15 protein-coding genes are annotated in these 13,974 nt (G+C 64.1%); 8 read left to right on the top strand and 7 right to left on the bottom strand.

Annotated features, from left to right (window positions below):
- The first annotated feature begins 6 nt into the window (after nt 1–6).
- From GTA51_RS03450 to GTA51_RS03435, 4 genes are all read left to right on the top strand, one after another.
- Entirely contained in the window at nt 7–918 is a 912-nt protein-coding gene (locus GTA51_RS03450; RefSeq protein WP_246197937.1) for a nitroreductase family protein, read from the top strand.
- A gap of 134 nt (nt 919–1,052) precedes the next feature.
- Nucleotides 1,053–2,144, top strand: coding sequence for a L,D-transpeptidase family protein (locus GTA51_RS03445; RefSeq protein ID WP_246197950.1), 1,092 nt, complete (start codon nt 1,053–1,055; stop codon nt 2,142–2,144).
- A gap of 67 nt (nt 2,145–2,211) precedes the next feature.
- Complete coding sequence (locus tag GTA51_RS03440; RefSeq protein ID WP_160958697.1) at nt 2,212–2,607, top strand: Hpt domain-containing protein; 396 nt, start codon at nt 2,212–2,214, stop codon at nt 2,605–2,607.
- A 39-nt stretch (nt 2,608–2,646) separates the two neighbouring features.
- Nucleotides 2,647–3,588 carry an SPOR domain-containing protein gene (locus tag GTA51_RS03435; protein WP_160958694.1) on the top strand — a complete coding sequence of 314 codons (942 nt, stop codon included), beginning with the start codon at nt 2,647–2,649 and terminating at the stop codon, nt 3,586–3,588.
- Here GTA51_RS03435 and GTA51_RS03430 read toward each other — a convergent pair whose 3' ends face one another.
- The 6 genes from GTA51_RS03430 to GTA51_RS03405 all read right to left on the bottom strand — a co-directional run bounded on the left by GTA51_RS03430 (nt 3,589) and on the right by GTA51_RS03405 (nt 8,388).
- A complete protein-coding gene (locus GTA51_RS03430) occupies nt 3,589–4,518 on the bottom strand; it encodes a DMT family transporter (protein WP_160958693.1) in 930 nt (309 codons plus the stop codon).
- Nucleotides 4,519–4,548: 30 nt separating this feature from the next.
- Complete coding sequence (locus GTA51_RS03425) at nt 4,549–5,403, bottom strand: helix-turn-helix domain-containing protein (protein ID WP_160958691.1); 855 nt, start codon at nt 5,401–5,403, stop codon at nt 4,549–4,551.
- A gap of 55 nt (nt 5,404–5,458) precedes the next feature.
- Nucleotides 5,459–6,289: an MlaA family lipoprotein gene (locus GTA51_RS03420; protein ID WP_160958690.1), complete on the bottom strand. Its 831-nt coding sequence runs from the start codon at nt 6,287–6,289 to the stop codon at nt 5,459–5,461.
- 143 nt (nt 6,290–6,432) lie between these two features.
- Nucleotides 6,433–7,023: an MlaC/ttg2D family ABC transporter substrate-binding protein gene (locus tag GTA51_RS03415; RefSeq protein WP_160958688.1), complete on the bottom strand. Its 591-nt coding sequence runs from the start codon at nt 7,021–7,023 to the stop codon at nt 6,433–6,435.
- Between the two features lie 47 nt (nt 7,024–7,070).
- A complete protein-coding gene (gene mlaD, locus GTA51_RS03410; protein ID WP_160958686.1) occupies nt 7,071–7,520 on the bottom strand; it encodes an outer membrane lipid asymmetry maintenance protein MlaD in 450 nt (149 codons plus the stop codon).
- Nucleotides 7,521–7,578: 58 nt separating this feature from the next.
- Nucleotides 7,579–8,388, bottom strand: coding sequence for an MlaE family ABC transporter permease (locus GTA51_RS03405; RefSeq protein ID WP_160958684.1), 810 nt, complete (start codon nt 8,386–8,388; stop codon nt 7,579–7,581).
- Between the two features lie 160 nt (nt 8,389–8,548).
- On the opposite strand from GTA51_RS03405, the gene GTA51_RS03400 reads away from it, so the two are divergent.
- Genes GTA51_RS03400 through GTA51_RS03385 form a run of 4 tightly spaced genes read left to right on the top strand, consistent with a single transcriptional unit; the run spans nt 8,549 to nt 12,232 of the window.
- Entirely contained in the window at nt 8,549–9,208 is a 660-nt protein-coding gene (locus GTA51_RS03400) for a TetR/AcrR family transcriptional regulator (protein ID WP_160958683.1), read from the top strand.
- The gene (locus tag GTA51_RS03395; RefSeq protein ID WP_160958681.1) at nt 9,196–10,176 is read left to right on the top strand and encodes an HlyD family secretion protein; all 981 of its coding nucleotides are present in this window, start codon (nt 9,196–9,198) and stop codon (nt 10,174–10,176) included. The genes GTA51_RS03400 and GTA51_RS03395 overlap by 13 nt, the downstream gene beginning before the upstream one ends.
- Nucleotides 10,173–11,090, top strand: coding sequence for an ATP-binding cassette domain-containing protein (locus GTA51_RS03390; RefSeq protein WP_160958679.1), 918 nt, complete (start codon nt 10,173–10,175; stop codon nt 11,088–11,090). Before GTA51_RS03395 ends, GTA51_RS03390 begins: the two co-directional genes overlap by 4 nt.
- Complete coding sequence (locus GTA51_RS03385) at nt 11,090–12,232, top strand: ABC transporter permease (RefSeq protein WP_160958678.1); 1,143 nt, start codon at nt 11,090–11,092, stop codon at nt 12,230–12,232. Before GTA51_RS03390 ends, GTA51_RS03385 begins: the two co-directional genes overlap by 1 nt.
- Here the strand turns inward: GTA51_RS03385 and GTA51_RS03380 are convergent.
- A complete protein-coding gene (locus GTA51_RS03380) occupies nt 12,229–13,905 on the bottom strand; it encodes a glycosyltransferase family 2 protein (RefSeq protein ID WP_160958676.1) in 1,677 nt (558 codons plus the stop codon). The two genes, GTA51_RS03385 and GTA51_RS03380, sit on opposite strands and share 4 nt — an antisense overlap.
- Nucleotides 13,906–13,974: the final 69 nt, after the last annotated feature.

The following is a 13,974-nucleotide window of genomic DNA, read 5'->3' as shown; positions in this document are numbered from 1 at the left end:
CGCAGCATGAGCATGGGGGAACAGTTGCCGCAGATTGATCCGCAGACGTGCAGTGGTTGCGGACTGTGCGCGACAGCCTGCCCTTCCGGGGTTTTGACCCTGATCGACGGGCGCATCCAGGTGCAGGAATCGGGTTGCATCGGCTGCGGCCATTGCGGGTCGGTGTGTCCGACCGGGGCTGCCACTGCGCCGGCCGGCGACGGCTGGGCCGAGCACTATGACGTTATCGAATCCCGTGGCGCGGTCCTTGCTCCCGGGGAATTCCCGGCCGGCCCCTTGGTCGATCTGCTGCGTTCGCGGCGCTCCTGCCGGTGTTTCACGGAAAAGCCCGTGTCCGGTGCCATGCTCGAAGATCTGCTGCGCGCGGCCGTGACGGCTCCTTCCGGCACCAATTCCCAGGCCTGGACCTTTACGGCCCTGACTTCCCGGGCTGCGGTCCTGGGGCTTGGCCAGGCCGTGGCCGGTTTTTTTGCGCGCCTCAACAAACTGGCCGCCAATACGCTTTTGCGGCGGGCTTATACCTTTATTGGCCGGCCGGAATTGGAAAATTACTACCGGGAGCATTTTGCCTCGGTGGCCGCCGCCCTGGTGGATTGGGAACGCGACCGCACGGATCGGCTGTTTCACGGGGCCACGGCCGTGGTGATCGTCGGGTCGCGGCCCGGCGGGAGCTGTCCGGCCGAGGATGCCTTGCTGGCCACCGGCAACATGCTGCTGACGGCCCATTGCCTGGGCCTGGGCACCTGCCTGATCGGCTACGCCGTCGAGGCCATGCGCCATGATCGGCGGGTCAAAGAGGCGGCCGGGGTGCCTTCCGGGGAAGCGGTCCATGCCGTGGTGGCCCTGGGCTGGCCGGATGTGACCTTTTTGCGGCCAACCAGTCGCCGTCGGCCCCTGGTGCGGTATAAAACGGCCTGAGGGCCGGGTTGGCCCGAAGCGGGCGGTCGTTTGTCTTGTCGGGGATGACAGTTTTATGGCAAGGCCCAGACAGAAAGGGTCGGACAGGGAATGTTGGAGGGATGGGAGTGATGCGGGGATGGGTTTTGGGCGCGATGCTGCTGGGACTGTTTGGGGCTGTGCCCTGGCAAGCTTTGGCCGGGCAACTGGAAGCGGTGCGTCTGCAGGGGCTGGCCTTGCGCCAGGGACCGGACGGGACATCGCCCATGATCCGGGCGTTGCGGGTTGGGGAGACTGTGACCGTAACGGCGCGAAAAGGCGAGTATGTGGCCGTGACCCTGGCCGATGGCCAGGCAGGCTATGTCCACGGCGGATTTCTGACCGGCTTTGACGATATCGCGCCCATGCCGGCCTATGCCGCACGCATGGATCGCAGCGTGGCCCGGCCCGGGGCCGGGCCCGGGTCGGACATGGGCACGGCCGAGACCGGCAAGACGGCTGGGGATGGAAAAACGGTTGCCGCGACCGGCCAGACCCCACCGGCCAAGACGTTGCCGGACAAGACCCAGTCGGGACAGACCCAATCGGGCAAAACGCCGGCAGCGGCCGGCAAGGCGGCCCCGGCACCGGCCGCCCCGGCCGGCGCGAACCGGGAAACGGTGGGCAAACTGACGCCGCCCCCGGCCATGCCGGCCTATGTCCCGGTTGCCGACGGCGGCGGGCTGGACCGGTTTTTGGCCACCCTTGTGGCGGCGCAACCTTCCGCCGCCGGGGCAGGGCAGGACGCAGCCGAGGCCAACGCCCACAAGATCCGCTATGCCATAGAAGTCCACCTGTCCCAGCGCAAGCTCTACCTCTATGAGAATCTGCCCGATGGCTCCCGCAATCTCGTGCGGCTATACGTGGTGGCCGTGCCGGGCCGGGATATGGAAGCCCCGCAAGGCTGGGGCACGGTGACCGGCATCAATTTCGAGCCGTCCTGGCGACCGACTCCGGCGATGAAGGAGCGGGCGTTGAAAAAAGGCAAGCCGCTGCCGGAATACGTGGGGCCGGGGGTCAAGGACAATCCCATGGGTACGTTTAAGATTATTTTGTCCCATGGCTATGGTTTCCGCATCCATGGCAACAACAACCCCGGCTCCATAGGCCGGCCCGTCACCAGCGGCTGCATCCGCATGCGCAACGATGAAGGCAAGGACTTGGCCAAAATGATTGACGTCGGCACGGAAGTGGTCTTTTTGAACTGAATCCGGCAGCAGTCAGGAGTGGTCGCGGCAGATCGGCGGCAGGCCGAGCGTTTGCCATGGAGGCTCCATGAAAGGGTTGTATCCAGGCGGGGAGCCGGCTGGGGAGGAATCCCGGGAAACCGGGGCCAGGGAGCCGGCGACTTTCGATCCAGAAGGCGCACGTCACCACATGGGTATTGATCCGGACGGTTTCCGGCGGATTTTCGACTGCATCTGGCATGAGGTGGCCAAGCGGCGGACCCTGCTTGACGAGGCCTACGAAGCCGGCGACCTGGATCGCGTTGTCCTGCAGGCCCACACCATCAAAAGTTCCGCCGCCTCTATTGGCGCGCAGGCCCTGTCCCGGGCCGCCGCTGTCGTGGAACAGGCTGCCCGGGACAAGGCCTTGGGCGAACTCGCTGCGGCCATGGTCCATTTTCACGCCGCCAAGGATACCTTGAGCCGGCTCGTAGGCATCGTCTAGACCGGTGTCTGCGCCAATCACGACAGGGAGGAGGCGCTTTTGAATCGGCGTCTGATCACCGCGTCAGCCCTGCTGGCTTGCTGCCTGGCCGGGTGTGCTGCGAACAAGGATTTTGAAAAGGAAATATTGGGGCATCCGGCCCCCGACCAGCCAAGCGACTCCGGCTGGTCCCGACAGGCGCCGCCACCGCCACCCCCGCCGCCGCCGGCCCAGGCCAGACCGACACCGCCGGCACCGTATTCCGCGCCTGCTCCGGTGGCTGCGCCGGATCAGGTCGTGCCGCCGTCTGCGGCTACGGGTCCGGCCGGGGCCGCCCGGACCATTGCACCGCCGCTGGTGGAGCCTGCCCCGGCCGTGACCGATCCCCGCTTTGCGCCCAAACCCTTTTCGCCGGGGACTGCCGAGCAGCCCGGGCAACCTGGACAGTCCGGGCAGGCCCAGGGGCCGGGTGCCCAGACCGCCCCGCCGGCCGCACCATCGGGGGCGGGCCAACAAGCCCTGCCAGCCGCCCCGGCAGCGCCTGCGCGGGCTGACGAGGCCCCGGCTGCTGGTGCCCCATCGGATCGGGCCGCGTTCACCTTCATGGTCGGTTCGTTTGCCCACAGCGAAAAGGCCGGCGAACTCATGACCACCCTGGAAGCGCGGGGATTTTCCACGCGTATGGACCAGGGCAAGCTCAACAATAAGACGTTTTTCAAGGTTTTTGCCGTCAAGGACGGCAACCGGGCGGAACTGGAAGGCGAGCTGTTTGCCGCCGGGGTGACCGAGCCCCGGCTGGTGGCCGAACAGCCTGTGGACAACGCTGCCCCGCCCAAAACTTCTGGCAAGGCGACCGCCAAGGTGAGTCCGGCGGCGGCCACACCTGCTCCTAACGCCTCTTCGCCCAAGCCTTCGGTCAAGTACGCGCCGCCCAAAGTGGAGCCGGCTCCGCCGCTGCCTGACGGCTATGTGCCGCCGCCGCCCAAGGCGTCGGGGTCCTGATCACTTCGCCGGCGCGGCCTTGGGGATGTGCCCAAGCCGCGCCGGTTTTGCTGCGGGCCGCACCGACAGACACACAATGCCGGCCAGCACCCCGACGCAGCCAGCCAACTCCCGCCAGCCCACCGTCTCCCCGCACCACAGCGCCGCGCAGCCCAGTGCAGCCACAGGCATAACGCCCGTGGTCACGCCAGCCGTGGCCGCATCCACCCGCATCACACCGTAAAACCAGAGCATATAGGCGGCGGCAGTCACGCCAAGGCCGTAGTAGACAACCTCACCGATGGAGCGGGCGGTCAGCTGGGAAAGCTGCATCCCCGTCCCTTGCCACATTCCAGGCCCGAGAAAGAGGACGCAGCCGAGCAGGGATACCCACATGGCCGCAGCCAAGGGGGAGAGTGGTTCCCGGACCGTGCGGCGCAAGAGCAAAAAGATCGCTTCAAAGCCGACGGCGCATAATACCAGCAGATTGCCCAAAATCGGCGACGGCCCGATACCAGCTTCGCCGCCACCGCCGATAACGGCAAGGCCGGCCGTGGTGCAGGCGATACCGGCCACAGCGGCCCGGGGCAGGCGTTCCCGGAAGAGAAGCCGTCCAAGGAGAGTGACCATGGCCGGCGTGGCTGCGGCCACCACCCCGGCCTGGGCCGCGCCGGTCAGGGCCAGACCGTAAAGCAGGCAGGCGGTAAACAAAAATGAACCACACACGGCCTGGGCGAACAGTGCCGCCAACGTGCGGCGCGACACCCTGGGGAAGCGGCCTTCCAGTATGACGACCAGGGGGACAAGAATCAGGCTGGCCAGGGCAAAGCGGGCCAGGGAAGCGAAATAGAGCGGTAGGACAGCGGTCATGCTGCGGCCCACGGCCACGGATGACCCGACCAGGACCATGGCGGCCACCAAGGCTGCAACCGCTTTGAAGCGGGACGACATAGAGACCTCCGTCAAAGATGATGACGGAGTCTAGCGGACCCGGACGCGGCTTTCTTGAACGATCTTGCGCCAGGCACCAGGCGGCAGGCCAAAGCGGGCCTTAAACGCCCGGGTGAGATGGCTCTGGTCGGCAAACCCTACATTGGCCGCGATATCGGCCAGCCGGGCGTTGCCGGCAAGCTGGTCCCGGGCGGCCCGGCAGCGAAATTCCAGCAGATGGCCGTGGGGCGGCAGGCCGGTGTGGCGGGTAACGGCCCGGGCCAGATGCCACGGCGACAACCCGGTGGCGGCGGCCAGATCGCTTAAGCAAATATCGGCGGCAAAGTGCGCGGCCAGCATCTCCAGGGCCAAACGCACCGCCCGGGGTTCGCAGCGACTGCGCGGGGCCGCCGGGTGGTCGTCGCCGTGGCGGGCAATCCAGGCGGCCAGCAAGGCGAGGAGCCGCGTCTCCTTGGCCAGGGTGGAGACGCCCGGCTCCAGGAGCAAACGATGGACATGGCCCAGTCTGTCCGCAAGAACGGCGTCTTCAATGACCCCCGGACGGAAATGGGGCGGCGGCGCGCCCGGCGGCAGCACCAGGGCCAAAGCCGGCAGCGGCAGGTAGAGCATGCGATAGCGCCAGCCTTCGGGCACGGCCGGTCCGCCGTCGTGGGCCACTCCGGGCTGGACCAGACTGAGGCTTCCCGGTGCGGCCACCACCGTGTTTCCCCGATAGCGAAAAGCCAAGGCCCCGGATTCGATGCGGCCCAAGGCGTATTCTTCGTGGATGTGGCGGGAGAAACGCTGGGTGCGGTAGCTGGCGGTCAGGGCCAGGATGCCGCCGCAGAGGGGCAGGCGGACGGCTGTGACCGCCTCGGTCGGGGATTGCGGCGAGGGTGTATCCATAAAACCACGAAAAACGCCGCCGTGCCTGGGCACGGCGGCGTCGGGATGGCGCGGGTTACTGGGAGATGGCGTTTCGCCGGTACTGGATATAGGCGTCCTTGACGGCGGTGTAGGGATCGACCGCCGGTTTGACGACACTGTCGTAAGCTTCCAGCCTGTTCGGCAGATTGTTAAAAACGTCGCCTCCCTTGATGATGTAGGACCAGTACCAGGGGTTGTCCTCGCCGCCGATGGACCAGGGGCCAAATATCCAGGTCAGGGGATTGGCGACGGCGTCGCCGGCCATGCCGACAGTGTCGCGAAGGGTGGAGGGGCCAAGGAACGGCCAGACGATGTAGATGCCGTCGCCTATGCCGTAAAAGCCCAGGGTCTGGCCGAAATCTTCGTTGCCCGGAGCCAGGTTGGGATCGGCTTTGGCCACATCCACGAGACCGCCGATACCCAGCGTGCTGTTGAGCATGAACCGGCCGAATTCCTTGGAGGCCTTCTTAAAGTCCATTTGGAGCAGGGCGTTTAAGAAGCGTATGGGAAAGATGAAGTTCTGATAGGCGTTGGTCAGGCCAGAACGCACGGGTTTGGGCACCACAAAGGCGTAGCTGACGGCGATAGGGCGCATCAGACCGCTGTAGAAGAGATGGTTGAAGCCAAACCAGAACTTGTTCCAGTGGTAGAGCGGATCAGCGACCGGGCCGTAGCTCGCCTCGGCCGGAACCGGGGCCTCGGCAGCAGCCGGCGTGACAGCCGGGGCTTGGGCCGCTGTTGCAGTCGGCTGCGCCACCTTGCCGATATCCTTGCCGGTCTGGTTACGGTGATGGCAACCAGTCGAAGCCAGGACCGACAGCACAAGCAGGATCAGGATACATTTACGGGGCAAGGCGGCTATCATGGCATCTCCACGCGGTTCTTGCGTTTAAAAAAAACAGCTCTACCGAAGCGTCATTGTACATGTCTTTTGCCCTTGTGCGGGGCCTGTGTCAAAAACTATTCACTGCCGCGTACCGATATGGTTGCAAAGACACCCACCGGGGTTCAGGAACGTTTGGTCGAAATTTTTGCAATCAGGGCATCAGGGCTTTCATTCATGAGGATCTGGCCGAACTGGCTGCGGTAGTTCTGTACGAGGCTCACGCCCTCAATGATGACATCGTACACTTTCCAGCCACTGCGATCCACCAGCCGGTAGGAGATGGGAATCTCCTTGCCCCTGCCCACGACCTTGGTAGCTACTTCGGCCTTGCCGTCACCAAGATCCTGTTCTTTAAGATACTGCACCTTTTCATCGGTGTAGCTTTCGATTTTGTCAAGGTAGGTGTTTTCCAGCAGCGTTCCGAAAGCTTTGACGAACCGGTCCTGCTGCTCTGGGGAAAACTTGTTCCACTCCGCGCCAAGCGCCCGGCGGGACAGTTCTTTCATGTCGAAAATTTCGGCAATGGAGGCAATGAGCTTGACCCGCAGACCGGGCCGGGATTCCTGGTTTTTGTACGCCGGGTCGGACAGCAGCCCGATAATACGGTCAACCGACTGGCTCAGCGTGTCCGTGGCCGGGCCGGCCGAGGCGCGGGAGACCGTGGCGCTCATGAGGATCAGGAACAGCACCAGACAAGACATGAAGCGTTGCATACGCAATTTCCACCACTGGTAAAAGTCAGGGGAGGGCGGGAGGCCGGCTATTTCACCCCGCCAAAAACATATTTGCCGATAAGATCGCCCAAATCAACCGACGACTCGGTCTCAACGATCAGGCCGCCGGGACGCAAAGGATCATCGGAACCGCCCGGGGAAATCTTGACGAACTTGTCGCCGATAAGCCCGCTCGTCTTGATCGAGGCAATGGCGTCGTCGGTCAGCCGCACATCCTTGTCCAGGGTCAGGGCCACCAGGGCGGCGTGATCTTTCTGATCAAGCTTTATGCCCGATACCCGCCCGATCCGCACGCCCGCCATCTCCACGTAGGCACCGCTTTTAAGCCCTGTCACGTCTTTAAACCGCGCCGTGACCTGATATCCATCGCCGCCGATGACTTCGAGCTTGCCGAGCTTGACGGTCAGATAGGCCACACACAAAAGTCCAGCCAGGACAAAGATGCCGACCGACGTTTCCATCGCGTATTTTTTCATGCCACCGGCCTTTTACGGCGAACCCGCGCAACTTGCAACACGCCCGCCGACTTCTGCGTTACAGCAAAAACGAGGTCAGGACATAGTCCGCGACCAAAATAACCACACAGGAAAGGACCACCGCCGAGGTGGTGGCCAGACTCACGCCCTTGGCCCCGAAGCCCTCCCGCCGGGTATGGGTGAAGTAGCCTTCATAGCAGCAAATTGCCGCTACAAGCAATGCAAAGACCAGGGCCTTGACAAAACCGCCTGTGACGTCGGCCAATTCCACCGTTGCGTCGATGCGGTCAAAATAGACGCCGGGGTTGATGCCGAGCAGCACACAACCGGAAATATAGCCGCCCATGATGCCCACAACATCAAAAAGAGCGGTCAGCAGCGGAAAACAGATAAGCGCCGCCGCCAGCCGGGGGGCCACTAAAAAACGAATGGGATTGATGTCCATGGTGGACAGGGCGTCGATCTGCTCGGAAATGCGCATGATGCCGATTTCGGCGGCCATGGACGAACCGGCCCGGCCGGTAATCATGATGGCGGTCAGCACCGGGCCAAGCTCGCGGATGATCGATAGGGCCACCGCTGCGCCCAAAAGGCCCTCGCTGCCGAATTTGACCAGGGTGTAATACCCCTGCAACCCAAGCACCATGCCGGTGAACAGGCCGATGAGCGCGATGACGAAAATGGATTTGACCCCGATGAAATAGACCTGCTGTACGATCTTGGTCCACGACGGAGCCGGGACCACGATGCGCCATAATCCCTGGACCAGAAAAATAGAGAAGCCGCCAAGCTCGGCCACAAAGGTTAGAGCGGCGCGGCCGACAGCCGTAAACGGTGCGAAAAGCAGAGAAAGGGCGGTTTGTGTCATCGTTTCCAGGCGCGGCGATTAAACGCTCTCGGGCCGGCCGGACTTTTGATTACACTTGTTTAACCAAAATGGGAAGTGGACAGCGCCGGTTCGAGCTTGACGCCGGCGACAAGACGTTTTAACCGTTTGTTTGAAACGAATGGTTTAACCGGAGAGTCCAATGGTCGATGCCCCAGATGTAAAAACGCGTATCCTCGACGCCGCGGCGCAGGAGTTTAGCCGGGAAGGTTTTGCCGGAACCAAGGTTGACGCCATTGCCAAACGGGCCGGCGTCAATAAGGCGGGGCTGTATTACCACGTCGGCAATAAGGAAAAACTCTACGAGGCCGTGCTGCTGCATCTCTTTGCCCAGGTGGCGGGAACACTCGAGCAGGCTGCAGCCCCCGAGACTGCGCCCGGTGCCGCCCTGGGCGCCCTGACCGCCGCTCTGGCCGACCTGTTTACGCGCCTGCCGGTGCTGCCCCGGATCATGGCCCTGGAAATGGCCTCGGGCGCGGTCAACATGCCGCAAGCCGCGTTGGCAGAATTTCGGCGCATTTTCGCCGTCACCCGGGGCATTTTGGCCCGGGGGCAGGCGGCCGGCCTGCTGGTTGCAGCCGAGCCCGTGTTTGTGCATCTGACCCTGGTGGGGTCGATGATCGTCTACTGCCTGTCCGAACCCCTGCGGCTGCGCTTTGCCGCTGCGGGCCGGGATATGGGACTGGATATGGAGAGGCCTGTTGCCGATATGGCGGCGTTTCTGGCCCAGGTCATGGGGCGCGGTCTGGCCAGGACCGATGGTCCCGGCCTGCTTGGCGGAGGTGGCCCATGCATCGATTGACACTGTTGGCTGCGGCTTTGGCCCTGGCCGTGGGCCTGGCCGGCTGCGACCAGCCCGGCCCCACGACCTACCAGGGCTATGTGGAAGGGGACTTTGTCTACGTGGCCGGCAAACTGGCCGGACGGTTGGACGCCTTGCTGGTTTCCCGGGGAGAGCGGGTGGCCGTCGGGCAGCCGCTCTACGCGCTGGAACACGCCTACGAGGCCCAGGGGCTGGCCCTGGCCGAGGCCGATCTGCGCCAGGCCGAGGCCACCCTGGACGACAAGAAAAAAGGACTGCGGCCCGAAGAAATCGACCAGATTCTGGCCGATCTGCGCCGGGCCGAGGCGTCCCACGAACTGTCGCGCCTGGAATACGAGCGCCGCGTCAAGCTCTACGCCTCGGCCACCATCGCCAAGGAAGAGCTCGACACCGTGCGCACGACCAACGTCCGGGACAAGCATCAAGTCAAGGAATTGGAAGCCAAACTGGCCACGGGCCGGCTGCCCAGCCGCATCGATCAGATCACGGCGGCGGCCGATGCCGTGGACGCTGCCCGGGCAACTGTTGGGCAGGCCCGCTGGAATCTCGACCAGATGCGCCAGTCGGCCGGGGTGGCCGGGGTGGTCTTTGATACCCTGCACTACCAGGGCGAATGGGTGGCGGCGGGCAGTCCGGTGGTGGTGCTGCTCCCCGACGCCAACATCAAGGCCCGCTTTTTCCTGCCCGAAGCCGTGGCCGGCCGGCTGGCTGTGGGCAGCCCGGTGCGGGTGGCCTGGGACGGCGGGGCCGAACCGGTGGCCGCGACCATCCGCTATATCGCCCCCCAGGTCGAATACACGCCGCCGGTGATCTACAGCCAGGGGTTTCGGGAAAAACTCGTCATCATGGTCGAGGCGGATTTTACCCCGGCCGACGCCGTGCGCCTGCATCCCGGCCAGCCCATCGATGTGTCCCTGGACCCTGCGGTCGGCGCAGGCCCCCAGTGAATCCGTCGCCCCCGGTCATTGACGTGACCGGCCTGACCAAGGTCTTTGGCCATAAAACCGTGGTGGACCACCTCGACATGCAGGTGGGCAGGGGGGAGATCTACGGCTTTTTAGGCCCCAACGGCTCGGGCAAGACCACGTTTATCCGCATGTTGTGCGGGCTGTTGCGGCCCGACGACGGGCAGGGCACCTGCCTTGGTTTTGACGTGCGCACCCAGGCCGAGCTGATAAAGCCCCATGTCGGCTATATGTCCCAGAAATTTTCCCTCTATGACGATATGACCGTGCGGGAAAATCTCGATTTCATCAGTCGCATGTACGGTGTGGCCAATCGCAGCGCGGCCATTGACCGCACCATCGGGCGCATGAACCTTGGCCGGTTTCGCGACCAGTTGGCCGGCACCCTGTCCGGCGGCTGGAAGCAGCGGCTGGCCCTGTCCGCCTGCATGATCCACGAACCGCAGCTCCTGCTTCTGGACGAACCCACTGCCGGGGTCGATCCCATGGCCCGGCGCGATTTCTGGGACGAGGTCCACAAACTGGCCGGTGAGGGCATAACAGCCCTTATTTCCACTCATTATATGGATGAAGCCGAGCGCTGCCATCGTCTGGCCTACATTGCCTACGGGCATTTGTTGGCCACCGGCACGGTGGCCCAGGTCGTTGCGGCCGAAGGGCTGGTCACTTACGAAATTGCCGGCCCGCAACTGTACGGCCTGATCGACCGGTTGCGCGGCCTGCCGGGTGTTGAGCAGGTGGTGGCCTTTGGCATCACCCTGCACGTCAGCGGCCGCGAGGCTGATGTCCTGGCCCACAGTCTGGCCCCGTATGCTGCCCCGCCGCTGACCCTGCGCCAGATTCCCTCCAACCTCGAAGAGGTCTTTATCAGCCTCATGCGTAAGGCGGTGACCTGATGGCCCGCATCGTCACGTTTTCCCTGATTCGCTTCGCGGCCATGGTATCCAAGGAATTCACCCAGATGCGCCGCGACCGGGTGACCTTTGGCATGATGGTGGGCATTCCGCTGCTCCAACTCATCCTTTTTGGCTACGCCATCAATTCCGACCCCAAAAATCTGCCCACGGCCATCCTCGACAACGACCGGTCGGTCTTTTCCCGCGATATGGCCATGGCGATGCAAAACAGCAGCTATTTTAAATTCACCCAGGCGATCGGCACGGAAGCCGAGGCCGACGAACTGCTGCGGCTGGGGCGCATCCAGTTCGTGGTGACCTTTCCCGTCAACTTCGGCCGCGATCTGGCCCGGGGCGACCGGCCGGTGGTGCTGCTCGAAGCCGATGCCACCGATCCGTCCGCCACCTCCAATGCCGTGTCCGCCATCCGCCAGGCCGCAACCGATGCCTTTACCCGCGACCTCACCGGCCCGTTAATAGCCCTGCGCCCGGCCAACGGGCCGGTGGAGCTGCGCCTGCACGCCCGCTACAATCCCGAAGCTGTCACCCAGTATAACATCGTGCCCGGACTCATGGGCGTGGTCCTGACCATGACCCTGGTCATCATCACCTCGTTGGCCATCACCCGCGAGCGCGAGCGCGGCACCATGGAGAATCTGCTCATTACGCCGGTGCGACCGGTTGAAGTGCTGCTGGGCAAGATGCTGCCCTATATTGTGGTGGGGTATATCCAGATGGGGCTTATTATCATTGCGGCCATGACACTTTTTAAAGTGCCGGTCATCGGCAGCCTGCCGCTGCTTTTTCTGGTGTCTTTCCCGTTTATTGCCGCCAATTTAGGCGTTGGGATCACCTTTTCAACCATTGCCCAGAACCAGTTGCAGGCCGTGCAGATGTCGTTTTTCTTCTTTCTGCCGTCGATCCTGCTTTCGGGGTTCATGTTTCCCTTTCAGGGCATGCCGGAATGGGCGCAGTGGATCGGCTCGGTGCTGCCGCTCACGCACTATCTGCGGGTGGTGCGGGGAATCGTGCTCAAAGGCAACACCTTTGTGGATATCGCGCCGCACATGTGGCCCATTGGCCTTTTCCTGTTCGCCTCTTTGGGACTTGGGATCAAGCGCTACCGCCAGACGCTGGATTAAGCGAGTCCTTCCACCACCTGGGCTTTTTCCAGCAGATCGCGCCCAAGAAGGGCCAGATTCTCGCGCCACAGGCGGTCGGCGTCGGCGTCGGACACGGCGTATTCCAGCTTGATCTTATTGCCCAGCACCTGGCTCACTTGCGCTTGCGTCTGGGCCTTGGCCAGACTGGAGCCTTGCTTGTGCCCCACGCGCACGGTGCCGTCGTACACGCAGGGATGGCCGGCCAGAAACGAGCGGATGTCGCGTTCGAGATCGTCGAACTGGGTGGGATTAAATCGGATGTCAAACGGACCGGCCTTTGTCAGGGCTTGGCGCGAAAGCAGATGGCAGCAGCCGGACACGGACAGGCAGGGGCGGGTATAGGCGAACAGGCTCAAATCCGCAGCACCCCGGCAGGCTTCACAGACAAACAGCCGCTCCTTGGCCTCGGCCATGGTCGGCTGGCCCATGTTTGGCGGGAAAAGGTTGAAATCGGCGGACTGGTGGTCGCGCGGCGCGTCCAGATCGTTAATGGCGCAGCCAACCGCCCCGGCCATGGGATTGTCCCGGGCCGTGGCCAGCAGGCGGGAAAGCCAGTCGCGTTGCGGGAAGGCGTCGTCGTCCAGGAAGGCGACATGGGTGCAAGCCGCCACTTCGGGCAGGGCCAGGAGCCAGTTGCGGGCTCCTGGCGCGCCGATATTGACGGGCAGGCGCACGCTGACGAACCGCCCGGCCGGGAACCGGGCGGCCATCCCGGCCAGCATGTCTGGCGTTGCATCGGTGGAACCGTTGTCCAGGACCGCCACCATTGCCTCGCCGAGATCGGTCGCGGCCAGGTGGGTCAGGCAGTCGTAAAACAGCTCGGCCTTATTAAGCGAATACAGGCACACGGCAACTTCGCCGGCCTTGGCCGGGGGCGGCACGGTAACGGGCTTGGCCAGTTCGAAGGCGCGAAGCGTCAGATTGACATGATAGGGCAAAACGCGCCGGGCCGTCAGACAGGCGCTGAGCGCTCCTTCCCGGTCGCCCAGGCGGTCCAGGCAGTGGGAGGTGGCGAGGGCGACGAAAAGGCCCCAGACATCGGCGTCAAGGGTGGCGAGGCGGTCCAGGGCGATTTCCGGGGACAGGCGCAACACGGCAAATTCGGCGGCCAGCCGGGCGAAAAGCGATGGCGGGAGCACGGGCGCAAACTCGGCAAGCAGCCGCTCGGCCAGTTGGGGGTCGGGCAGGCGGCACAGGCCGGCAAAGGCCGGGGCCAGCCGGGCCAGACCGGCGACGCGGTCGCGGCAGGACACTTCCAGATAGCGAATAAAAAGATCGGCATCGCCGCTGGCCGCGATGGCCTCGTAGGAGACGTCGTCGGCCGGTTGCGGCATTCCGGCCAGCAGGCTGGCCATGGCGGCGGCCCGGGGTGGCAGAAAAGGGGTCTGGGCCTGGGTCTGGGCGAGCAGGGCCAGACTTGGCGCGTCAAAGGGATCGATTTGGCCGGCATAGGCCAGCAGGCCCTTGGCGGCAGCGGCGCAATCGGGCTGGCCTGCCCCCTGGGCCAGGAGCAGACCGGCCAGGGACAGGCGCAGTTCCTTTTGCTGGGAAGTCAGCGCCCAGATGGGCAGGGCGTTTAAGATGCCGGCCAGAAATTGCGGCCCCGGCAGCGGCAGTGGTGCCACGGCGATGCGGCGCGGATCGATGGGCATGGCTTTTCCCTTTGGCGCGTTGGTGCTAGGTTGTCTCCCGCAACTACCCGGACCCATGCCGGAAGTCCA

Source organism: Solidesulfovibrio aerotolerans, assembly GCF_009856865.1.
Classification (GTDB): domain Bacteria; phylum Desulfobacterota; class Desulfovibrionia; order Desulfovibrionales; family Desulfovibrionaceae; genus Solidesulfovibrio; species Solidesulfovibrio aerotolerans.
The sequence above is the reverse complement of the archived record's forward strand: the minus strand, read 5'-3'. Positions and strand labels throughout refer to the sequence as shown.